The organism is Quyinboa mangrovi (genome assembly GCF_042219825.1).
In the GTDB taxonomy this organism is placed as follows: domain Bacteria; phylum Bacteroidota; class Bacteroidia; order Bacteroidales; family UBA5342; genus JBHJHP01.
This window is the reverse complement of sequence record NZ_JBHJHQ010000003.1, coordinates 348,844-373,359: the sequence shown is the minus strand read 5'-3', so window position 1 is coordinate 373,359 and position 24,516 is coordinate 348,844. Positions and strand designations below refer to the sequence as shown.

20 protein-coding genes are annotated in these 24,516 nt (G+C 39.8%); 7 read left to right on the top strand and 13 right to left on the bottom strand.

What is annotated here, in order from left to right:
• Positions 1-10: 10 nt before the first annotated feature.
• The 5 genes from ACE1ET_RS07670 to ACE1ET_RS07650 form a co-directional block, all read right to left on the bottom strand.
• Complete coding sequence (locus ACE1ET_RS07670; protein ID WP_375727794.1) at positions 11-604, bottom strand: DUF2179 domain-containing protein; 594 nt, start codon at positions 602-604, stop codon at positions 11-13.
• A gap of 47 nt (positions 605-651) precedes the next feature.
• Positions 652-1,953, bottom strand: coding sequence for a ribosome biogenesis GTPase Der (gene der / locus ACE1ET_RS07665; RefSeq protein WP_375727793.1), 1,302 nt, complete (start codon positions 1,951-1,953; stop codon positions 652-654).
• Between the two features lie 135 nt (positions 1,954-2,088).
• Positions 2,089-2,784 carry a hypothetical protein gene (locus ACE1ET_RS07660; RefSeq protein ID WP_375727792.1) on the bottom strand — a complete coding sequence of 232 codons (696 nt, stop codon included), beginning with the start codon at positions 2,782-2,784 and terminating at the stop codon, positions 2,089-2,091.
• Positions 2,785-2,834: 50 nt separating this feature from the next.
• Positions 2,835-3,755: a DMT family transporter gene (locus tag ACE1ET_RS07655; protein ID WP_375727791.1), complete on the bottom strand. Its 921-nt coding sequence runs from the start codon at positions 3,753-3,755 to the stop codon at positions 2,835-2,837.
• A gap of 82 nt (positions 3,756-3,837) precedes the next feature.
• Positions 3,838-4,149: an isoamylase early set domain-containing protein gene (locus tag ACE1ET_RS07650; protein WP_375727790.1), complete on the bottom strand. Its 312-nt coding sequence runs from the start codon at positions 4,147-4,149 to the stop codon at positions 3,838-3,840.
• A 283-nt stretch (positions 4,150-4,432) separates the two neighbouring features.
• On the opposite strand from ACE1ET_RS07650, the gene ACE1ET_RS07645 reads away from it, so the two are divergent.
• From ACE1ET_RS07645 to ACE1ET_RS07625, 5 genes are all read left to right on the top strand, one after another.
• Positions 4,433-5,104: a zinc metallopeptidase gene (locus tag ACE1ET_RS07645; RefSeq protein WP_375727789.1), complete on the top strand. Its 672-nt coding sequence runs from the start codon at positions 4,433-4,435 to the stop codon at positions 5,102-5,104.
• Between the two features lie 238 nt (positions 5,105-5,342).
• Complete coding sequence (locus ACE1ET_RS07640; RefSeq protein ID WP_375727788.1) at positions 5,343-5,876, top strand: hypothetical protein; 534 nt, start codon at positions 5,343-5,345, stop codon at positions 5,874-5,876.
• Positions 5,877-6,057: 181 nt separating this feature from the next.
• Positions 6,058-8,691 (top strand): TonB-dependent receptor, encoded by a 2,634-nt coding sequence (locus ACE1ET_RS07635; protein WP_375727787.1) that lies wholly within the window; start codon positions 6,058-6,060, stop codon positions 8,689-8,691.
• 24 nt (positions 8,692-8,715) lie between these two features.
• Positions 8,716-10,539, top strand: coding sequence for a choice-of-anchor J domain-containing protein (locus tag ACE1ET_RS07630; RefSeq protein ID WP_375727786.1), 1,824 nt, complete (start codon positions 8,716-8,718; stop codon positions 10,537-10,539).
• Between the two features lie 32 nt (positions 10,540-10,571).
• The gene (locus tag ACE1ET_RS07625; RefSeq protein ID WP_375727785.1) at positions 10,572-12,212 is read left to right on the top strand and encodes a T9SS type A sorting domain-containing protein; all 1,641 of its coding nucleotides are present in this window, start codon (positions 10,572-10,574) and stop codon (positions 12,210-12,212) included.
• A 149-nt stretch (positions 12,213-12,361) separates the two neighbouring features.
• Here ACE1ET_RS07625 and ACE1ET_RS07620 read toward each other — a convergent pair whose 3' ends face one another.
• From ACE1ET_RS07620 to ACE1ET_RS07585, 8 genes are all read right to left on the bottom strand, one after another.
• Positions 12,362-13,057 carry a type 1 glutamine amidotransferase gene (locus tag ACE1ET_RS07620; protein ID WP_375727784.1) on the bottom strand — a complete coding sequence of 232 codons (696 nt, stop codon included), beginning with the start codon at positions 13,055-13,057 and terminating at the stop codon, positions 12,362-12,364.
• A 26-nt stretch (positions 13,058-13,083) separates the two neighbouring features.
• A complete protein-coding gene (locus ACE1ET_RS07615) occupies positions 13,084-13,842 on the bottom strand; it encodes an MBL fold metallo-hydrolase (protein WP_375727783.1) in 759 nt (252 codons plus the stop codon).
• Complete coding sequence (locus ACE1ET_RS07610) at positions 13,835-14,251, bottom strand: C-GCAxxG-C-C family protein (RefSeq protein WP_375727782.1); 417 nt, start codon at positions 14,249-14,251, stop codon at positions 13,835-13,837. Before ACE1ET_RS07610 ends, ACE1ET_RS07615 begins: the two co-directional genes overlap by 8 nt.
• A gap of 90 nt (positions 14,252-14,341) precedes the next feature.
• Positions 14,342-15,685 carry a hypothetical protein gene (locus tag ACE1ET_RS07605; RefSeq protein ID WP_375727781.1) on the bottom strand — a complete coding sequence of 448 codons (1,344 nt, stop codon included), beginning with the start codon at positions 15,683-15,685 and terminating at the stop codon, positions 14,342-14,344.
• Positions 15,686-15,696: 11 nt separating this feature from the next.
• The gene (locus ACE1ET_RS07600) at positions 15,697-16,689 is read right to left on the bottom strand and encodes a hypothetical protein (protein ID WP_375727780.1); all 993 of its coding nucleotides are present in this window, start codon (positions 16,687-16,689) and stop codon (positions 15,697-15,699) included.
• Between the two features lie 71 nt (positions 16,690-16,760).
• A complete protein-coding gene (locus ACE1ET_RS07595; RefSeq protein WP_375727779.1) occupies positions 16,761-19,007 on the bottom strand; it encodes an inorganic phosphate transporter in 2,247 nt (748 codons plus the stop codon).
• Between the two features lie 296 nt (positions 19,008-19,303).
• On the bottom strand, positions 19,304-19,999 hold the full coding sequence (lipB, locus tag ACE1ET_RS07590; protein ID WP_375727778.1) for a lipoyl(octanoyl) transferase LipB: 696 nt from the start codon (positions 19,997-19,999) through the stop codon (positions 19,304-19,306).
• A gap of 11 nt (positions 20,000-20,010) precedes the next feature.
• The gene (locus ACE1ET_RS07585; protein WP_375727777.1) at positions 20,011-22,224 is read right to left on the bottom strand and encodes a patatin-like phospholipase family protein; all 2,214 of its coding nucleotides are present in this window, start codon (positions 22,222-22,224) and stop codon (positions 20,011-20,013) included.
• A 118-nt stretch (positions 22,225-22,342) separates the two neighbouring features.
• On the opposite strand from ACE1ET_RS07585, the gene ACE1ET_RS07580 reads away from it, so the two are divergent.
• Positions 22,343-23,293 (top strand): NAD(P)H-dependent flavin oxidoreductase, encoded by a 951-nt coding sequence (locus tag ACE1ET_RS07580; protein WP_375727776.1) that lies wholly within the window; start codon positions 22,343-22,345, stop codon positions 23,291-23,293.
• Position 23,294: 1 nt separating this feature from the next.
• On the top strand, positions 23,295-24,416 hold the full coding sequence (locus tag ACE1ET_RS07575) for an arginase family protein (protein WP_375727775.1): 1,122 nt from the start codon (positions 23,295-23,297) through the stop codon (positions 24,414-24,416).
• Positions 24,417-24,516 lie beyond the last annotated feature (100 nt).

Sequence of the window (24,516 nt, the reverse complement as noted above, 5' to 3'; positions counted from 1 at the left end):
ATAAAGATAATTATTTGTTTTTACGGCTTTGGGTCAATCGTTTAAAAATAGTTTTATTGGTTTCCAGCGGAATGACACCTTCATTCACGGTTTTAAGTTCTTCTATGGTGTAAAAGGCGTTTGGGTTGTGTTCATTGATAATATTTATAACCCTGGGCAGTTGTTTTCTTTTAACGATGGTGAGAATAATATTCACTGGACCTTTCCCTCCTTTGGCATCAAGGTAAGTTACACCAAATTTTTCATTTTTCAGGTTCTCTATGAGTTTTGTTGTATCTTTTTTAGGTATGATCCGAACCAGAACCGTTCCGAGGGAAAGTCTTTCTTCCAGCAGCATCCCGATGTAATTTCCTGTTGCAAATCCACCACCGTAAGCCAGATAGCACCACACATTATTGAGGTGTTGCATTATTTGCCCCATTGCCAGTAACCAGATAATTACTTCAAAAAAGCCCAACATAGGGCCAATCGCCTTAAATCCCTTGGAAACAAAAATAATGCGTAGCGTTCCAATACTTTGATCAGCGATACGTGCTAAAAAAATCAATAGTGGAATTAATATGTACGTATACATAAACGAATCTGTCGAAATCAGATCAGACATAATCGATATATTTTGTTTCCCGAAGGCGGTTATTGCTTAATGCAAAGTTACTTTTTGCGCATGAAAACGCGAATTGGAACGCCTGAAAAATCCCAGTTTTTTCTGATTTGGTTTTCAAGGTATCGCCGGTATGGTTCTTTGACATACTGTGGCAGGTTACAGAAAAACGCAAATGAAGGCGTGGTTGAAGGCAGCTGGGTCACAAATTTAATTTTGATGAATTTACCTTTTACGGCTGGCGGATGGTAATTTTCGATGGCTTCCAGCATTACCTCGTTCAGTTTCGAGGTAGGAACTTTTCTGGTTTTATTTTCATACACCTTCATTGCCATTTCAAGCACCTTTAAAATCCTTTGTTTATCAGGAACCGATGTAAACAGTATAGGGAAATCTGTAAAAGGGGCAAAGCGTTCGCGAACATCCCGTTCAAATTCTTTAGCCGTATGTGTATCTTTTTCAATCAGATCCCATTTGTTAACACAAACGACAACACCTTTCCGGTTCTTGTTTATGATGCTGTAAATGTTCATGTCCTGTGCTTCGACTCCACGAGTGGCGTCAAGCATTAATACACAAACATCGGAGTATTCAATGGAGCGTATGGTACGCAGAACAGAATAAAATTCAAGATCTTCACTGACCTTTCCTTTTTTACGCAGACCGGCAGTGTCGATCAGAATAAAATCGTGTCCGAACTTATTGAACCGGGTATTGATAGAATCGCGTGTTGTTCCTGCCACTTCAGTTACAATATTGCGTTCCTCGCCAATAAAGGCATTAATAATAGATGACTTGCCCACATTCGGTCTTCCAACCACGGCAATTCTGGGGAGTTCTTCCTCTACTTCAGTTGTGTCTTCGGTAAGATTTGCTGCTATTTCATCCATCAGTTCTCCAGTTCCTGAGCCGTTCATGGAAGATATCATAAAGTAGTCGCCCAGTCCGAGGTTGTAAAATTCATAAGCATCGTTGATAAGCATATTGTTATCAACTTTATTGACCACAAGAATTACTTTTTTCTCCGTTTTTCTGAGAATTTCTGCTACCGCTGAATCCATATCGGTGATGCCGGTGGTTACATCAACCAGCATAATAATTACATCAGCTTCGGCTATTGCAATAAGGACCTGTTTTCGGATCTGTTCCTCAAACACATCGTCCGAATTTACCACATAACCTCCGGTATCCACCACAGAAAAATCTTTTCCGTTCCATAACGACTTTCCGTAATGGCGGTCACGGGTCACTCCGGCCGTCTCATCAACGATAGCCCTTTTAGACTCGGTTAAACGATTAAACAGTGTCGATTTGCCAACATTTGGTCTCCCTACAATAGCTACAATACTCATGTCAAAATTTTTGCAAAAGTAATTAAATCAACAGAATTACATTCTTTTAAATAGTAAAAGTCTTTTCTATCTAAGTTTAATTCTCTTAGCGAATTAACTTTTATGAATATTTATCGTACACACCAGGAGTGTAATTTACAGATGTTCTTCCAGCGGATCATTTCCATTCCACGATCCAAGGGTTTTAAAAGGCGTGAAATTGGCAAACAGATCTTCTCTGAACCAGTCGTGTTGTCTCGTCATTTGAACTGCCTTCATGTGCTGTTCATTTCTGTACGCGAATTGAGCCATGTGTGATCTATCCTTCCATAAGCTGAATGTAACCTGCATAAATAAAGGGTATTCCCCGATTCCAATAGAAAAGATCAACCCCTGACTTTGTTTTAAATTATGTCGGACAGCAGGAACTTTAGTCCAGAAACGCGGTACATGATTCCATTTAATAGTGGCACGCGTTATAACAGCAATTATTCCAGCTTTGGTTTCACTAAAGTCGGTAAAAGGTGTTTGCTTCGACCAGGAGCCTCTGGAGTTTGCAGCATGCATAAATACTGTCCATGCATACTTTGAATGAGACTTAAACTGCTGAAACAGGTCCGAATGATTGAAAAATGTATCAGCAAATGTTTCATTATCCCACACGCACAAAATTGCAAATGTTGTAAAATCAGGAATTACCGAGAATCCTCCCTTTCTGCCACTTCCCAATAATTTAAAGAACCGTAATCCTTTGGTTTGCTCGAGGGCAGGTTTGGCTAACTGCATTTGAGGAAGCATCCAGAAAATCTCTTTCCCTTTAAATTTTAATATGGTAAGTGTTGTAACCTGCATGTGATCAGTAAGGATTATTACAAAAACAACAGCAGAAGAATAAAATAGTTTTACATAAAAAACAGTGCAACACCACCAACAGAAATAATTGCTCCTGCAATTTCTGCGATATGCACCTTCTCTTTATTGATAAGAATCGCAGGCGGAATAATTAATACGGGAACAATGGCCATTATGGTGGCGGCTATACCTGCATTGGTATTCTGAACAGCTAACAGCGAAAAAGCAACTCCCAGAAATGGACCGGTAAAAGATCCTAAAGCCATACGTTTAACGGCCGGGATATTCAGCAATCCTGCTCTGACATTTTTCCATCTTCGCATTACCGTAACAACTATAATAAAACCTGCAATTCCCGCAATGATGCGTATTTGCGTGGCCGCAAAAGCATCATAACTTCCCATTCCTTTTTTGCTGAGGACCAGTCCGGTTGCCTGACCTAAAGCACCACCAAAGGCAAAAAGTAATCCCAACATTGTTTTGGAGAACCGCTCTTTTTTAAGGGTTTTGTTGGACTCTTTTTGGTTGACCCGTTTGCGTACGAGCATAACAATAACTATCCCGGTAATGGTCAAACCCATTGCGAGAAAATCTTTTACTGTCAGGACTTCGCCGAGTGTAATCCAGGCGATGATAGCTGTGATGAGCGGTACCAGCGACATAATAAGCATTGATATGCGGGCACCAATCAGGATAAAGGCCTGAAAAAGCATTAGATCACCCAGGACAAAGCCTATAATCCCCGACAAAAAAAGCCAGAACCATTGGTAAGAAGTTGCATCGACCGGTAATAGCAAATCACGGCTGATAAGGCTGTAAATACTCAGATAGATAAAGCCCATAAAAAGCCTTATCAGGTTCAGAGAAAGAGCTCCGACCCGTTTACCTGCTGCCTCAAACGCCAGTGCTGTAACCGTCCAGAAAAGGGCAGTCAAAACAGAGGCAACTTCACCAAAATGGGTTTGAAACATGTCCGAAAATTTTCGCTAAGATAGAAAATGGTTTACACTATAACGATAGTGTAAGTGAATTAGCAAAAATATTCAGAACGTGTTATGCCCTGGTGCTGATCAAGCTGTTTGTATCTCCAAAGGCATTGGAAATGAAACCTTCTGCTTCAGAGTCGTTAATCCACGATGAATTATTGACCAGATAGCGGAACTCGATTTCCTGGTCAACCGGTAATTCAACAGTTGCGGTAAAATCACCGTTCTTCAATTGTTTCATTGGCTCAGCACCTTTATCCCAGTTATTGAATGATCCAAGGATCTTCACATCACTGGCACTTTCAACTTCAGATTTAGATAACCGGAATGCAACTTTACATACCGGTTTTGATTTTAAAAATGTTTTTTTAAAACTCATGACAAATATCTTTAGAATTAATAGATGAGATTTCTTTTTGGAAACAGAATGAATCCAATTAATCAGGTTGCGGTGCTGCAAAAGTAAAGTTTAATACTAAAATGACATAACAATTGTAAAATATTTTGCGTGATTACAAATATGTACATTTCTGTTCCGCTTATTCAGACACGTAAGAGTAAATGATAATTATTAAAAAAACATTAAAAGTGATATGTCAAAAAGGCATTTCGGATGAATTGGCATTTGATTTGAGGCAATTCTGACATTAAATTTAAAGGTTATGATGTCGTATATTTTATTGATCATTATTATTATGATTCCCGGTCTGATCGTACAGAGTACGCTCAAGCAAAAGTTTAAAAAATATTCCAAAGTTGGAATCAACGGGATGACTGGTAGGGATATCGCTGAAAAGATGTTACACGACCATGGTATTTATGATGTGCGTATTACATCTGTAAACGGGCAGTTAACAGACCATTATAACCCTGCAAATAAAACTGTGAATTTGAGTCACGATGTTTATTATGGGAGCAGTGTTGCGGCAGCAGCAGTTGCTGCACACGAGTGCGGGCATGCCGTGCAACATGCCAGATCGTATGCATGGCTGAATATGCGTTCTGCTCTGGTTCCATTTGTAAGTTTGGCTTCTAACTGGGTTCAATGGGTAATCATTGCAGGGATTATAATGATTAACACCTTTCCGCAGATTTTTATGGTAGGGATCATTTTATTTGCGATTACCACATTGTTTTCATTCATTACCTTACCGGTAGAAATGGATGCCAGCCGGAGAGCAATAGCATGGTTAGGACAATCCGGCATAACCACATCTCAGAACAATGCCATGGCTAAGGATGCACTGAAATGGGCAGGAAGAACTTACGTTGTGGCTGCTTTAGGTTCTTTGGTTACGCTGCTTTATTATATTATGATAGCCAGAAGCAGGTAAAGGAAATTACAAAATTTGGAAAAGCATTCCTCTTTAGGGATGCTTTTTTTGTGGCATTAACTTCATATCAGTTTCATTCATCTTTAATTTGGTTGCAATAAAAGCGTAATACGCAGGCTATACTTTTGTGATCAAAAGGTTATGTCTTTCCTCAATATCAACATAATACCTTCCCAAAGTGAGAAGTTGCAGTTCTGTAACTTCTCTTTTTTATGTCATACACTTAAAACAATAGAAGATGAGTAAAAAAGATATGATTTCAGGTAAGAAAAATCTGTTGATTCCCACAAGTGGCTATTATAAATCCTACATTGCAGATATCTCTGTATGTGGGTATGAAAAAATTCTTGTTGCAGGCTATGAAGCTGAAAAACTCGTAAAGCATCTCCATAAAAAATGCTTGACAGGTAAAATTACGCTTAGTGGATTATCGGATGAAGAAATCAAAGCCGCATCAAAAAAATACGTTCTGAAAAAACGTATTGATGTGAGTTCCGAAAGCATGAAGGCAATGTTGATTTCAGGCAGGGTATTTGATATTATCATTCTGCATTTGAACTACAACGACCTTGACATAGAACCGGACCTGAAGATTCTTAAGCAGCTACTGAATCATACCGGGACATTGTTTGTGCGGGAGCGTAGTCTGAGCTTTGATTTGGAAGATATGGGGGCTGCTGTTGAAAATGAAGACCTTTCTCTTATAAAGTCGTTGCAGACAAACACAAATCTGTTTGGTGATGTCTACGATTTAAAAATCCGACATAAATAATTGGTTCATAAGAAGATATTGTGTGGCGTAAACATTTGAAAGTTTTAAAGGTTAAATGTTTAGTTTCATATTAGTATCTTTTATAAGTTTTAACTAATTTTAGTCCATCAAAACTTAGACTGATTGATGTATTATTTTTTGTTCGAAAAGAAACCCTGATAAGTTTTATAATACTGTTTTTATGAGAATAATTTGTACTTCACTTTTTGTATTATTTTTTTCAATTATCACTTACGGCCAGGGGCAGGTAAGTGGTATTGTTGTAGATAAGGATACAAAAGAAACCCTGATTGGGGCAACTGTTGTGCTTAAAGGTACAACTATCGGTACTGTTGCCGATATGGATGGAGTCTTTACACTTAAAGCTCCGCGAGGCAAAAACACCATCATGGTATCTTTTGTGGGGTACCTTTCAAAAGAAATACCGGTTGAGGTAACAAACAAGGATATTGATCTTGGCGTAATAGGCCTGCAGTCGGATGCCATCGGTATTCATGAGATCAGTGTTTTGGCGAATGTGGCAATCGACCGAAAAACACCGATTGCAGTGACAAATATAAAGCCCAGGCAAATTGAACTTAAACTTGGCACACAGGAATTTCCCGAAATACTTAAGTCTACACCGGGCGTTTATGTAACAAAACGTGGAGGGGGCTTTGGTGATGCCGATGTGCGCATCCGTGGATTTAGCAGCAATAATGTTGCCGTTATGATCAATGGGATGCCTGTTAACGGGATGGAAAACGACAGGGTTTATTGGTCAAACTGGGCAGGTTTGTCTGATGTTACACGTACCATGCAGGTTCAGAGAGGTGTGGGTGCTTCTAAGATCGCAGTGCCTTCGGTTGGAGGTACTATAAATGTGCTAACCAAAACAACAGAGGCTAGAAAAGGAGGCAACGTTTTTTATAATCTGGGTAATAATAATTACAACAAAACAGGGATTACATTATCAACAGGCTTACTCGAAAACAACTGGGCGCTAACCATGATGTTCTCAAAGACTAAGGGGGATGGTTACGTGGAAGGGTCCCCGTTTAATGGCTATTCATACTTTTTTAGTCTTGCCAAAAGACTCAGCGACAGACAGCAGTTGGCTCTAACCATTTTTGGGGCCTCGCAGTGGCATGCCCGACGCTATAATTATCAACCGTTAAGTGTGCTTACAAAGCCGGATGGTCTTCGGTTTAATGAGGATTGGGGATATAAAAACGGACAGTTCTTCAGCAACTCTACAAACTTTTACAGTAAACCTGTTGCGATTATTAACCACTATTTCAATATTGATGAAACCACCTTTTTAAGTTCATCATTGTATGGGTCGTGGGGATCAGGTGGTGGCGGCTATACCAGTTCAAACGGGGTGAATTTGTCTTTCAATTCTGAAGGTCATATTGACTGGGACAGGATTGTGCAGAACAATAAACAATATGCTGCCCAGGGTACCGGAGGGGGAATATATTTTCAGAATTCCTATAATAATCATCAATGGTATGGTTTACTTTCCACATTAAAGAAGAGCCTTGGCGACATCAACCTGTTATCCGGCGTTGACCTGAGATATTATAAAGGGTCGCACTGGCAGCAGGCAGATGATTTGCTCGGAACCGATTTTGTAATCGACAAAAGCAATAAAGCTGCGGTGGCATTTTACAACCATCCGATTAGGAAAGGCGAAAAATTAAGTTATAATAATGATGGTGAAGTGGCGTGGGAAGGATTGTTTCTTCAGGGCGAATATTCCCGCAACAGGCTCTCAGCATTTCTATCGGGTACCATATCAAACCGGTCTTACCGGCGTATTGATTATGCCCAGTATTTTTCGGATGCGGAGAAAGCCCGTTTAGCGGCTGATCCGGAGCTAAGAGCAAAGTACGAAAGTAAGCTGATGGATTATATGCTCAGCCAGGACAAAACTTCAATACTGGAAACTGAGGCCTACAAGGTTAATCAGGTCACTCCCTGGCACAGCTTTATCGGATATTCATTAAAAACAGGTGCTAACTATAACCTGAACAGGAAACACAATGTTTTTATTAATGGTGGGTATATGGAGCGCCAGCCGGTTATGAATACAGTATTTCAGAATAACAGAAACCTGTTTAATGATGGTGCAGTAAACGAAAAAGTGCTGTCAACAGAAATCGGTTACGGATTCAGAAGTCAGTATTTCTCAAGCCACCTGAACATTTATTATACCTTCTGGAAAAATAAAACAAGAACCGGAAATGTGACAGATCCGACAAATCCTGATGAACGCCTGTTTTATAATATTGAAGGAATCAATGCACGGCACGAAGGTATTGAGCTTGACTTCAACGCAAAACCAACAGAAAAAGTTGAAATCAATGGTATGATCTCCGTGGGTGACTGGATTTGGGCTAATAATGTTGATTCGGTCAAAATTTTCAAGGATCAGACACTTGTATATACAATACCCAAAATGTACCTGAATGGAATTCATGTTGCTGATGCAGCACAGACAACCGCTGCCCTGGGAGTGAATGTGGAAGTATTATCAGGCTTGAAAGTAGGAGTGGATATGAATTATGCCGCAAGGTTGTTTGCCAATTTCAATCTTAATGCACGGACAATGCCGGAAGATGAGGGCGTGGATGTGGAAAAGGTTCCTGCTTACATGTTATTTGATCTTAATGCATTTTACGATTTTAAAATCGGAAATCTTAATGCATCATTACACGGTAACATGAATAACGCTCTTAATACAACTTACATTGCCGATGCCTACGAAGGGCAGGGCTATTATTTTGGGTTTGGACGCACATTTTCGTTTGGGTTAAAAGTGAGGTTTTAATTAGAAATTTTTAAAAGTATAATAATGAAAAATTACTTTTTATTATTAATTGTTTTTAGTTTGGCAATCGTCTCCTGTGAGGTTATTGATCCGCTGAGAGAGGACCTAAATAATTTGAATAATGAATTCAATCAGAATATAGATTACACCCTGACTGCTGCTGATTATACAGCGTTGCACGACAGGATATTATATCTTGATTCAAATGATGTGACTGTAGCAGAATTTATTGCCGCCAATGAATATTTCACTGATGAAATACAGGGTAGTAAGTACATTCCGATGTTGCTGGATGTAATTATGCCTAACCTGACAGGGACCAAGGCTTCGGTAACTTTTAACTATAATGGGGAAGCACCGGGAATGCTGACTGATATTGCCGGAATGGATTCGTATTCCATTACGCATAACGACTATCAAAGCATCGACTCAACTCTGGGCTACCTGAACTATTTTGCTCCGCCATACCTGCCTGAACATTATATATCGAATATTTTAAAACATAAGGTGAAATATCAGGGAAGCAGTGATACGATAGTCGTAAATTATATGTACTCCGATAACGAAGCAAACGTCGTGTTTAATAAGCAAATAATTCCAAGTTTATCTGAGTCATTTGATAATGGAGGATTTGGTTTATTCAGCAGTTTAGACATCAAAGGTAATCAGTCTTGGATATATAGTCCCAGGGATAATGGTTCGGTTACCATGAACGGTTATGATGGGAAGTACTTCGACAATGAAGACTGGCTTGTATCTCCTGTTATTGATTTGAGTGATGTGACAAATACATACCTCCGGATTAAGCATAATGTGCGGTATTTCGAAACAGGATGTCTGTCGTTGCTTGTAACAACAGATATTGATCGCAGTATTGATTCAGCACGTTGGTCTGAGTATGCAATCAGTGATCCGAAAACGGCGATTGGGGTATTTGTTAACTCTAAATTATTTAATCTTAGTGCTTATGATGGGAATAAGATAAAAGTTGCTTTCAGGTATATCTCAACGGCATCTTCATCTAAGGCACCGGAATGGTCAATCAGCGAAGTGAACGTAGGGAATTACGGTTACCCGGTAATTGGTGGTGGATATACTTACCAAATCCAGGATTATTATGCGTTTGATTCCATATCTGCAAAATGGATGCCTATGGATAATATCCACCGGTTGAACCGATCCGATTATGAAAGTCTCGGCATTGCTGAAGCAGCTTTTTCTGTAGCCAGTCCATCCCAGGAGTATTTACCGGAACTGGCCGATAAAATGTATCCATTTGCTAAGATGGATGATGAAGTATTTTTCGTATTTGATTACGATAACGGGAAAATTTTAACTTTAGCAGACAAGCTTACCAAAGCAGATTCCGGATGGATATCTACATATGCTTATATACAGCAAATAACAGAGCCCTACCGTAATGTTGATTCGGAATGGAGGTTTGATCCGACCGTGATTCTAAACATGGAAAAATCGGATTACCAGATTATTGTGGATTATGTGAACAGTGTACCGGAATATGCCGCCCAAAATTCGTCAACCTACAGTAATACTGAGTACTATTTTGGCACCTCGGCATATTATCCTGACTTTGATGTGAGGATCGGTCAGTATAACAGTAGCTTTGAAACCTGGCAGGATGCAGTTACAACGGCGCTGCTCGAAGGTTTACTGCCCAATAAGTATCCCAATGCAACCAAGTATGTCAGTGGAGTGGAAGTGTTCTATTATATAACATTTAAGGTGTATAGCGGAGCAACCCAAACGTACACCTGTATATTTGGGGTAAGCAAGGACGCGCCTAATCCGGAGTTCTACCTGGTAGATGGTCCTACAAAAGCAGAATAGAAATTTATTTATTAACACTAAAACATATTAAAATGAAAAAATTATTTACACTTTCAATTTTCATGCTTGTTGCTTATTTTTCAGGCTATGCACAGGTGAATGAAGATTTTTCCACTCTGGTTAAAAATGAAACCGTTGCCCTTGATGGTTGGGTTAATTATGCAGAAGCCGGTTCTAAGGTATGGGTTGGTGGATCATATAGTGGTGAAATCTACGCTTATTTTAATGCGTATAATTCCGGTGATGACAGCAATATCGGCTGGTTAATTACACCTGGTGTTAATCTTGATGAATTTCCCAACGATTCAGTTAAATTTGATCTGGCATACGGATATTTCGTTCAGGATGACCCTCTTGCAATAATGTATTCTACTGATTATGATGGAACAGAAGGCGGTATAGCATCTGCTACCTGGACAGATATCACTGCTCAGTGCAATATTCCAATCAAAGATGAGGTGACAAGTACTTTTACACCGTTTAAACATACCGCCATTAATATTGATGATATGTCTGGTACAATATACGTAGCCTTTGTATTTACTGGTAGTGGCAATGACGGTAATACTACTGCTGTAGAGGTTGATAATGTGGTTGTGGGAAATCCAAAGCCACAGAGCCGTGTATTGTCTTTTTCTGTTTCTGATCAGATTTTGGGTACAGATATTGACGTAGAAAATTCTGCAATTGCTTTAACTGTTTATCCCGGTACAGATGTTACTGCTTTGGTACCGGAAATGGAACTCTCAAAAGGAGCAACCGTTTCACCGGCTATCGGAAGTGCGCAGGATTTTACTAATCCGGTAGAATATACGGTGACTTCCAGCGATGAGGAATCGGTCACTACATGGACAGTAACCGTGGATGTACTTTCATCAACACCAACACCCATATACGATCTGCAGTTTGTAAGCGATCCTGAAACAAGTGATGCATCACCTTACGTTGGAAAACCGGTATTTACAACAGGTATTGTAACATATGGATCCGGTTCGGGTAGTGCGTACATTCAGTCAGCTGCAGGTGAATGGAATGGTGTATATGTCTATGTCAGCTCAAGCAAAACGAATATTTCGCTGAACAAGGGTGATTCTGTTTTAATCTATGGTACACTGAGTGAATATTATCACCTCACTGAATTTGTACCGGATTCAGTTTTAACTGTTTCAGATCGCAAATCTGTTGATCCGACAACGGTAACAGCGCCATTGAGCGAGGGAACAGAAGGTGTTTTGGTTAAAGTGAATAGCTTACAGATTAAAGACAATGGTGACACGTATGCCGGTTTTAATGCATCAGGTGATTCTGTGGTTATTGAGAAAGAATTGTATGCCGATTTAATGCTGACAGATGGTTCGTATTATAATATAACCGGTATAGTTACTTACAGTTATTCAAAATACAGGTTATATCCAAGGAGCAGTGATGATGTAGAATTAGCAACCAGCATTCATTCTCCAGCAGAAACAAGTTTATCAGTATATCCGAATCCTGTTTCAGATGTTTTGTATATTGAAGGAACGTCATCAAATAAAGTAAAAGTGATGAATATTCTGGGTTCAGTTGTAAAAACACTGGATGTTTCTAACAATCAAATCAATGTTTCTTCACTGGATAATGGTGTTTATCTGTTGTCTGTTGATTCGAACGTGGTACGTTTTGTGAAAAAATAAAATATAAGATTAAAGATGAAGGAAAGAGGTTGTCGTTATGATAGCCTCTTTTTTTATACCACATAATTCTTGCGTTGGTTGGCTTTGCGATAAATAATAATACCAACTCCGGTTCAGTAAAAAGAGATGTTGTAAAAAATGAATTTGATTCAGGTTACAGGTCCGGATAAAGACTGAAATGAGGCTTCTTTAAGAAATGGAAAGATGAGGGATTTTAAGAGTTCGAATGAACTGGTACCATAGACAGCAAGACCGTCCATGATCTGTTCTTCTGTCATCATAAAGCGTTCACCGGTCAACTCATCCCTGCATTTATCCACTATAGATTTTAATGCAGACTCATCCATCTCAAGGTGACACTGAAATGCAATAACATTTTTGTTGTATGTAAAAATCTGATTTTCGCATGCTGCCGAAGATGCAAGTAATTCGGCACCCACAGGAAGGTCGTAGGTTTCACCATGCCAGTGAAAGACAAAATGCAGATCATTGTTATTCAGACGTACCGGATACCAGCCAATCTCTTTTTCTTCTCCCAGGAAAACCGGCTCACCCAATGCGCCGGCTATAAGCTGTGCGCCCAGACAAATACCGATAACCTTTTTACCTGCATTAATAGCACTGCGAATAAATTGTTTTTCGGTCTCTAGCCAGGGGAAGTCGTCAGTATCGTTAACGCTCATAGGACCACCCATAATAAGGAATATATCGTAATCCTTTATGGCTGGGAGTGAATCTTTCCATATGTTGCAATAGGTTATGGTATAGTTTAAAGATTCAAAAATCTTTAAAAACCTTCCCGGACCTTCGAATTCAACATGTTTTAAAATAAGCACTTTCTTCATACACGTTTTATTTCGCCACAAAACAGTTAAAGTGTAAATACGCCTGAAGCTTCCAGTCGTGATGTCAGTTGTATATTGTACCTGGCATTTAATTCAGAAAATGTATTAACAGCTAACTCCGGTGTATTGTTCTCCTGAGACAAATGTGATAACAATACATGATTCAGATTAGCCCCTGCATGCTCTTTTAAAAGTGTCAAAGCCTGAATATTGCTCAGATGCCCGTTTGTTGAAGCCACCCTTTGTTTCAAATAGTAGGGGTATGGTCCGTTCCACAACATCTCTTCATCATAATTTGTCTCCAGGAACATCGCATCACATTGTTTAAAATGGGATATCATATTTTCGCAGGGTTCGCCAATATCGGTAAATACCCCAACCTGTTTGCCGTTAATTTCAATCCTGAAGCTACAAGGTTCAATGGCATCGTGATTTTTAAGGAATGGATGAACCGTAACGGATCCTATAGTTACCGGCTGATCCGGTTCAAAAAAAGCATACTTCCCGGGACGGTTTGGGTTCCAGGAAGATTCATATGTTTTTTTTGTCAGATAAACAGGAATATCCAAAACTTTTGAAAGAACTTTAACACCCCTCATATGGTCGGCGTGTTCGTGCGATATAAAAATGGCCCTGACCTTATGTTTATCTAACCCCATTGCTTCCATTCTCAGCAAAACCTGTTTACGGCTTATCCCTACATCTACCAGGACAGCATCGGAACCATTTCCAACATAATAACAATTTCCATTGCTGCCTGAAGCAATCGCACAAATCTCAACCATTCATCTCTCTCTTTAAAATATCTTCAACCATTGAAGCAGCTTCGCTGACAAATTTATCACAAAAATGTTTAGTATCATCATTTTGTTTGGGTTCGGTTAAAATTTTGCACTGTATTGATCCAAACTTTTCTTCGAACATTTGCATGAGTTCTTTCGACTGTTCGTAGGTCAGTTCTTTCGATTTTCCTTCCCCTGTTCCTGCAAGTCCCAGTGCCATTATAGCCCCGGTTACTGCACCACAGGTTAATCCCGACATGGCAATTCCACCTCCGAACCCTGATGCAATTTGTATACATTGTGATTGACTTAATCCTTTCTCAGTTCCAAAAGGAACCAGGACAGATTGCGCACAGTTATTGTCGTCACTGAACACAGCAACGGCATATTCCGATTTTGATTGTGGTTTCATAGTGGTTAGTATTTTGCTGCAATTTATTACAAATTTCTGCAACAAAAAAGGAGATCCGAAGACCTCCTTTCAACAAAATGTATAATCAAACTACTCTGCCAACCCTTCCTGGGACAGCAGAGTCCATCCTTCTATCCAGTTATCTTCCGGTCCGAAAGCGCCTTTATAATCCACCCAGTCGTACCAATCGGAGGAATAGGAGTCCATGTTTGTTTCCGGAAGAGAATCAGAGGTTACCTTGAACGATGATCCGCTGTAACCAATACCATAATTCTCAATTTCGTTCCCTTCGGAGATAATATCCAGAATAAACACATCGCTCTTATCAGGGATTTCATTGAATGACTGATCCACAACTTCCCCAAGGGATTCAAATGTGTTGTCGGCCACGTTATAAAATATGTTTTTCTTAAATGCCAGATCACCTGTCTCCAGTCTTTCGTAGCTCGAAGCATCTCCTACATATTCCACGGTGATCCCAAGATCCTGGTTCACAAAAATGGAATTGGAATAGACACCACCACCGTTATCCTGAAATGTGATCAGATTATGGATAAGCGATTGTCCGCTTCCTATAAATGTGGCATTATAAATTTGCGGTATGGTGTAAGGAATCCCGTCTTCAGGGGTTACTCCACCATCGTGTTCAGCCAGACAATCACCAACCTGTTCCCCCTGGATGGCCAGCAAAAACTGGCATCTGCCGTGATAACCCAGATCGAAGTCAAATGCATCGTCACCGCAAAATGCCACGGCAATATTTTTCAGGTTTACGGATCCCCCAAAAAGTTCTATCCCGTCATCTTTATTTGATATGATTTCAATATGACTGATTTTTGTTCCTTTACCTACGCCACCCAATGTCAGGCCATTAATTTCGTTATCTGTACCGATATCTGTACCTCCGTGACGAATAGAGACATATTCAAGAATCCCGGAATTGTCGGCTTCGTTGTCTCCACCATATACGCCACGGGGTTCTGATAATGGTATCCCTTCAATGTATGCTTCACCAGAAGTAGTGTTTACCGGTGCATTACCAAGAATGATAACCCCTCCCCATAAACCGCGGGTATATACATCGATTGAACCCTGCAGGTCATCACCGTCACACGTGAATATAATGGGTTCTTCTTTTGTCCCCTGGGCAAATATTTTACCACCACGGGCAACAATCAGGGCACTGGCATTCACCCCTTGTCCGGTCTTTGCCCTTATCACAGTTCCTTTTTCAATTATCAGGGTCTGACCCGGATTTACAAACACAAATCCGTCCAGCAAATATTCCTTGTCACTTGTCCATGTTGTTGTTCCTACACCACCTGCATTGGCTGCAACTACCTGAAGTTCATCCTCCGTTAGTTCATAATCACTTTTCCGGCAGGAAGATAAGACCATCAGGACAGCCATTAGATATAAAAATGTATTTTTCATGCTGGCCTGATTTAAAAGTTAATTTCGAGATTCAGATAAATGGCTGAAGCGTAGTCCAGGTTTTTAGCATAAGGCATCCAGTCCTGGTAATTTAACGATGCTCTCATGTGTTTGTTTACACTGTATTCCAGTCCTCCTACCAGGGCACTCCCGTCTTTGCTCAGGTTCCACGGACGTTCATCGCCTTCCAGAATGTTAGAATAAATCATGTCGTAACGGCCAAAAATGCTCAGTTTGTCTGACAAAAATAATTCACCGAAAACAGAACCTCCCTGCCGGGTGTATCCTTCACGGTTTTTGTAGTTTTGTTCGAGTGTGAAGTCTGCTCCCAGTTTGAATTTTTCTCCTTTGTAACCTCCGTAAAGCGTATATACTGTATTTATATTATCATTATTCGGAGCAAGGTCGATACCTGCCCTGAATTGAAAATCTGCAGGTTTGGCAACCACACCGGCAGAATACCGTAAGAAATCGTCGTATTGAAAATCCTTATAACCTTCGCCGTTGGCGATCATAAAATCAACATCAAAAATATCGTTCAGCGATTTCTTTACGAAAAATCCAAGGTCTGCTGAGGAGTTAAATTTAAATTCATCCTGAAATGATTTGCGGATGTAACGTTTTCCCCAAAGTTTCTCCTGAAGTTTAAACTGGTAGGTTCCAATTAATCCCAGTTGCAATTCCCAACCGTTTTTTTTGTATTTCAGTCCGGCATTTTTGAAGTAAGTGTATCTTCTGATGAGTGCGTATTCAGAATCGTCGTTAATACTACCAATGTCCAGAAGCACAAATGCTGACCAACCTTCAGCAAATTCGTTGCTGTAACCGAAATAGGCTCGGGTAACCTCAAATGCCATACTGGCAGAATTGTAATCTCCGATTGTATTCACATAGGCATCGGTAAAAATTCTACCTGTAACTTTACCTCCTGCCAGAGGAGTCTCTGCTCTGCCGATTGTAGATATACCAATGACTGCAAAGCACAATAATAAAATTCTCTTCATTGTTGTTTTGTTTGTTGCTGCTGTAAGAAGGCAGCCGGAATTATTCCGGCTGCTAAATTATGTTGTTGCTTTTATTTTTGCGATAAAAAGTCGCGCTGAGCTTTAATAAGGTTATTCAGATTAAGCAGTAACCCCTTAGTCTCCTGTAGAATAGTGATGAACAACATACTGGATCTTGTTCCATCCTCAGCTTTTTTGAGACGTTTAATCTGGTTCTTGTTGAATCGCTTAAGCATTTCAAGAATAGCTACCTGTTCTTTAAACAGTGCATCCATTTTTTCAAAATCCTTATCTTTCACAATTCTGGAAGCATGATATAAAAAGCTCTTGATGTTTTTGCAAACTTCTGCAAGTTCCTGCTGCTGAATATTAGAAAATGGTTTGTGAATATTTTCGAAGTGCGTGAACGTTGGCTCTACAATATATTCCAGTGAATGAGCTGTTTCACGTAAGTAATCAAGTATTTGAATATAGTAGAGTCCGGTTTCAAGGCCTGTATCCTCCAGCAATTTTAATTTCTCATGCGAGCGCTTTTTCAGCTTTTTAGCCCGCTTACTTATTGCTTCAGATTCAGCCAGCTGTTCTTTCAGTCCCTTGCGTTCTTCAACCCTGGCATGATTGATTGTTTTACAGAAAATATCACCCATTCTGTCAATCACATCATTTACTTCTGTAGAACAGGAATTGATTAATGAACTTTCAACTGAAACAACTTTGGATTTTTGTTCTTTGGTATCAGCCGCAATTTCTGCCTGACGTCTTTTGTAAATCTTTTGGGTTCTGATCACAAGGAATATAGCCAGAGCAATAAGGAGAATAATGGCAATGGTTCCTCCCCAGTAAATAATATTTGCAATGACAAATGCAACTGTAAATGCAATCAATGCCGTAAGAAACCAGCCACCAATTACGGATAATACCCCGGTAACACGATAAACAGCACTGTCTCTTCCCCACGCTTTGTCAGCCAGTGAAGTACCCATGGCAACCATGAAGGTAACATAAGTTGTAGATAAAGGCAGTTTTAATGATGTTGCAAATGCAATAAGAATACTTGCTACAACCAGGTTCACAGAAGCACGGATCAGGTCAAATGAAGGTGGTTCCTCCATTTGTGCTATTTTAGCATTGTACTCGGTACTGTCAAATCGTTTTTGCACAAACCGCTTCAACACACCAGGTGTTATGGCTGATGCTCCACTTGCGATATTACCTGAAAACCTGACAACCGAACGGGCCAGTAATGATGAACCAAAGCGTTCTTCCCCTTCATCCTGACGGGCAAGGTCGATAGATGTTTTAATAACTGATCTTGCCTTGCGTGAAGTCCACAATGTAACTACCATTACAAGACCTGCAATAACGAGCAGATAAGTATCCGTTTTAATTTTTCCTCCCAGGAAAGCCATTCCAAATGTATTCGGATCTGCACCTGGATTGGCAATAAATTCTTTAAAAGACTGGAATCCGGCCAGCGGAACACCAATAAAGTTTACAAGGTCGTTGCCGGCAAAAGCCATGGCCAAACCGAATGTACCAACAAGTACAATAAATTTCAGGATGTTGGCCTTGAATATCCATACTGCCAATTGCATAATCAGAGTCCATGCAATAAACCCAACACCAACTATGGTCCAGACGTGCTCATGTATCCAGTCCTTGGCCTCACTGGAAATAAATGTTACCTCTTTTGCGCCTTTGATAAGTATAAAATATGTGATAAATGTTATGGCAATACCTCCAAAAATGGATCCGTAATATTTCATGGTTTTCTCATAATTAAATGAAAACCATAAACGGGACAGGTACTGAACAATGGCTCCAACCGTAAAGGCTACAACCACCGATATGAGGATCCCCGATATAATGGCCAGTGCTTTTGAGGTATTGATGTATTCATACAGATGCAGGGCATTCGGATCTGTATTAATTTTAATTAATGAAATGGCAACGGCTGATCCCAACAATTCAAATACAATTGATACAGTTGTCGACGTCGGCAGTCCCAGCGTGTTAAAGGTGTCCAGCAGGATAATGTCGGTTAACATTACTGCAAGAAACATGTACATGATCTCTGAAAAGTAAAAATGTTCCGGGTGAAAAATACCTTTACGGGCAACTTCCATCATCCCACTGGAAAACGTTGCTCCGACAAAAACGCCGAGAGCGGCAACGATCATAATTACTTTAAATGATGCTGCTTTAGAACCAACAGCCGAGTTAAGAAAGTTTACTGCATCATTACTTACTCCTACAATAAGGTCAGAAATTGCCAGAGCAAATAGCACAATAACGATAAATAAAAACAGGGTCTCCATGATTATTTTTTATATTAACATTAAATCCTTTTAGATTTTTCCGCTGCAAAAGAGCGAAATAAATGTTACAAATATGTTACATGTTCATGACATAGGAATGACATTAAAGCCTATTCGCAATGATAAACTTACTGTCAATTCATTTAATAATCAAATATTTAATTAAATTAATCTAAATAATAATGAAATTGTAACAGGATTGTGTTATCTGATACAGAAAAGCATAATAGTTGTGATAGTTGTGTGTGGGACTAAATGCTACTTTCAGCGGTTTATTTTATTTTCCGAAAGCAATTTCAGCGTAAATTGAAACCGAAGACTTTTTCAATATTCTTTTTTACAATTCGTTTGGCATCTTCAAAATCAATTTCTTTTCCAAGTTCTTTTTGAACAGAAGTAACACCTTTATCGATAAAACCACACGGATTGATATAATTGAAATATTCAAGTTGCGTATTAATATTAAGTGCAAATCCATGCATGGTAACATAGCGACTGCTTTTTACACCGATGGCACATATTTTACGGGCGTTTTTGGTTTCCGGTTCCAGCCAGACACCTGTAGCTCCATCCAGACGGCTTCCTGTAATACCATATTCCGCAATACTCAGAATAATGCTATCTTCCAACAGGTGGATGTATTGTTTTAAACCAAGTCCTAATGCTTCCAGATCGAGAATTGGATAACCTACAATTTGTCCCGGGCCGTGATATGTGATGTCTCCGCCACGGTTGGTGTTAACAAATGTGGCATGTTTGGCCTGAAGCTGGATAGCATTAATCAGCAAATTATTTTCTGAGCCACTTTTACCCAGTGTATAAACATGAGGATGTTCTACAAATACCACATAATGATCAATAATATCCGGATCAGCTTTACCTTCCCGTACATCTTTTTTGGCATTCATTATAGAATCGAAAAGCACTTCCTGTTTTTTCCATGCCTCGTTATAATCTGTTACTCCCCAATCCTGAAAATATGTTTTACCCACAATAATTAGTTTTAAAACCAGTACCCAAGACTCAGATAACTGATAAATTCCATGTTGTTTGATGACGTAGTGAGTGTAAATGATAGAGGCCCGCCAAAGCTGTTAATTGAATACCCTAAACCACCTCCCCATATCATACGTCCGTTTTTTGTAAAATTAAAGTCTGACGATATCCCGCCAAAATTAAAAAAAGTATGCAAGTAATGGGTCTTAAATAAGTTATATCTAAGTTCTATTCTACCTATAGCAACTTCATTGGTCTGTATTTCAGCCAACCGCATACCATAGAACGGAATCTGGTTCTCAATAATTTCCACCCAGTCGTCACCACCTATTCTTGAATAGTGGTAGGGAGGAACATTATCACCATACAGAATTCGTGTATAAAATGCCGGTAGCACTGTAAATCTTGGTAATATTTCGTTGGCATATTTATATTTAATGCTCCCTATAATTAAAGGATTCGACCCGTATAACGATACAAAATCACTGGTGACAACTTTTGCGTAGGCTTGCAAAAAAGTTCCATCATGCGGGAAATACTTACTATCCCTGTCGTCAAGTTTGATAAAGAACTGATAGTTATAAAAATTTTCATCGCTCAATACCAGAGGATCTTCGCCATCAGGAACATTGTAATAATAGGAACTTACATCATACATTTCCATCTCAAATCCGGCCCCAATGGTAAAGGTATGGTTAAATATTGTATGTGTGTTCAGCTGAACTTTATTGTAGTTTCCCTTTACAAATCCGGCCAGGTTCCCGCCGTTATACAAGTCGAAGCTTGCGCCCGAAAAATCATACCTGAATTCCAGGCCAGGAATGGTACCTTTATCCAGGGTATACCTGAATTTAAAACCCGGAAGACGTGACAGGTTCAAATCTACTGACAGTAATGAACCCAGACCAAGTTTATTCTTCAGGGTCCCGTTAATTAGAAGAGAAGCCTGGCTTTCCACGTTGTAATGCAGACCAATGTTCAGATAACTGCTGTTGGCTTCCAAAAGGTCCAGAACAAGCGTTTTTTCCTTGTCGCCAATTAGTCTGTAATCCACTTTCTGATAGTTGGTTGTGGCATATAACTTTTCCACTCCTTCTTTTATGAGGTAAAAAGGAACAAATGATCCCTCCTGAAGCTCCAGTTTCCCCTTTACGTAATTTGTCAGTTCATCGTCTCCGTTTTCAACCGTTATTTTTCGTAAAAAGAATACATCGTCATCCGTTACAGGATTATATTTTGGGATAGGATTATAACTCAGATGCAGGGAATCACGCAAATGAATGAGTTTGTCCTTTTGCTGCATTACTGCATCGTAACCAAGCTGATACATAGCTGCTGCTGCAGGCTTATTAAAGCTCGTCATAGTATAACCGGTCAAGTCAGGTTTGATGTGAATGTCACAGTTCTTTACATTCTTTTCGTACAAATCCTTCGATAAAATGGCCACAAGCTGATTGACAAGATTTCGTGCATCATTCAGTTCATCTTTACTTTTAAGACCCGTTTGAATATCTATTCCAATAACGATATCCGCACCAATTTCTCTAACCCTGTCTACAGGAAATACATTGGTTACACCTCCATCCACCAGTAGTTTCCCATCAATCAATTCTGCACTGACAGCAGCCGGAACAGCCATACTTGCCCGCATGCTTTGGGGCAGAGATCCATGGTTTAATACAATTTCGTCACCATTTTCCAGATCGGTGGCGATACATACAAACGGGATTGGGAATTTTAAGAAATCTACATCATCATGATAGCCAACGGTCAGATCGGACAATAACTGCATTATGTTTTGGCCTTCCACAAAATAGGATGGCAGTTCAATTTTCTTTCCTGTAATTGGAAGTGAGATGATATACCTGTCCATTTCTTCTTTCTCGAAAAAGGGCATCTGATCACGGATCATCTTATCACTAAGCACAAACTCCCAATCCTGTTGATTGATCAGCTTCATCATCTCATCCGGTTTATAACCTATAGCGTACATGCCACCGACGATTGATCCAATGCTGGTTCCGCTAATGTAATCTACCGGCATCTGCAGTTCTTCAAGTGCTTTTATCGCTCCGATATGTGCAAATCCTTTTGCGCCACCTCCGCTTAATGTAAGACCAATCGTTGTGTCGTTTTTTGCATAAGCAAATGAAAAGCACACCTGCAAAGCGCAAAAAATGAGCACCATCAAACTGTTTTTATATATGGTTATTTTTTTCATTCAGCTAAATAAACCAATACGTGTTATTGTATAACAAAAAAGTGATTTGTCAGGTTTTTAATATATTGACCAAAAGTACAAAAATTAATATCTATTTTTGAATTAAATTAATATAATTATGAGGAACCGGATTACGGAGTTATTTAAGATTAAATATCCTGTTATTCAAGCAGGTATGGTGTGGTGTAGTGGATGGAGACTGGCTTCGGCAGTGGCAAATAACGGAGGCCTCGGGATACTGGGTGCAGGATCGATGTATCCGGAAATTTTAAAAGAAAATATTCTGAAAACCAAAGCGGCAACAAATAAACCGTTTGGGGTGAATGTCCCTTTATTATATCCCAATGTGGATAAGATAATGGAGATCATAAAGGATGAGGAGATTAAAATAGTTATTACCTCGGCAGGTAATCCCAAACAATGGACGTCTTACTTAAAGGATCTTGGTGTGACGGTGGTTCATGTGGTCTCGGCAACCCGATTTGCAGAAAAATGCGAAGCTGCCGGAGTGGATGCCATTGTCGCCGAAGGTTTCGAAGCAGGAGGGCATAACGGAAGGGACGAAACAACAACCATGACCCTAATCCCCGCCGTAAGAAGGGCTACATCGTTACCTCTTATTGCTGCAGGAGGAATTGGTTCAGGCGAAAGTATGCTGGCAGCTTTTGCGCTGGGAGCCGAAGGTGTGCAGATTGGTTCATTGTTTGCTGCTTCAGAAGAATCGTCTGCACACGTCAATTTTAAACAGAAAGTCGCCTCTATAAGCGAAGGAGACACTATGCTGTCTTTAAAAAAGCTTACCCCGGTGCGTTTAATTAGAAACAGCTTTTACAACAGGGTTGCTGAAGCCGAATTGCGGTGCGCAACAGTTGAAGAACTTAAGGATATTTTAGGAAGGGGAAGGGCAAAAAGAGGAATCTTTGAAGGCGATATGGAAGAGGGCGAACTGGAAATTGGCCAGGTATCGGCAACGATAAATTACATTAAGCCGGTTAAAGAGATTATGAAAGATTTAATGGAGTCATATAATCAGGCTTTGACCCGGATTACAAATTCAGGAACCTTATAAAATGGATATTTACGATTATACAGAACCCGTGGAAGTTGCAAAACAATCCGGACATCTTTCTAAAGGTCAGTCGCTTGGTGAAGTTTTAAAATCTGTTGTTTCTACACAGGTGGATTATGATGTGGCGATCATCGGAATTTCGAACGATACTAACGGGACCACTAATAAAGGATCGGCGAAAAGCACTGAGACCATCAGACAGGCACTGTACGGTTTACGCGGAAGCTTCAAGAACATTTATGTTTCTGATTTGGGTAACATAAAAAGCAAAACGGTAAAAGATGCTTATTTTGCACTGGAGGAGGTGGTTGCCTATCTGATAACAAACAGGGTTATTCCGGTTATATTAGGCGGATCCAACGATTTTGCACTACCGCTTTTCAACGGTGTGAAAGAGGCATGTGGAAAGGTCAACATGGTTGCCGTGGATCAAACACTGGATGCTAACGATTCGGAGGATTTTGATCATCGGAATTATCTGAATCAGGTGCTGAATGATCCGGACCTGTTATCGTTCAGTTTGGTTGGCTATCAAAGTTATTTGTACGACGAGACCTATTTGAAGCCCTTTACAAATTTTCCGAAGAATGTGATCAGATTGGGACAGTTGAGAAAGCAGATTCATATTACAGAACCACTTTTTCGTGATGCGGATATCGTAGCTATGGATATGGGTGCCGTTCGTTTGGCAGACGGACCGGGTGTGGAATACGGATCACCAAATGGTTTGTTTGGAGAAGAATTGTGTCAGCTTGCCCGCTATGCCGGTTTCAGCGACAGGATTTCATTATTTTCGTTATTTGAGACTAACCCGGAATGTGATCTGAATAACCAGACCTCAAAACTTGCAGCCCAGGCCATATGGCATTTTTTGGATGGTCTGGATAAGCGTTACAAAGATTATCCGGTCAGGGACATTTCAACATATAAAAAATTCGTGGTGCAGCAATCTGATATTGACCATGAGATGGTATTCTACAATAACCCGCAGAATAACCGCTGGTGGCTGGAGATTGATGCGGTGAAACAAATGATCGTGTCCTGTACCATTGATGATTATCATTATGCCCGGGCCAATAAAATTCCGGATGTGTATTATAAGTGGCACAAACACCTTAAATAATCAGTAAAGGGGAATGATGAATTACGAATTAACCGAGGGCTTCGTTTAAAACGAAACCCTCGGTTCGAATTAATTCGTAAATCGTAATTGATTTCCTACT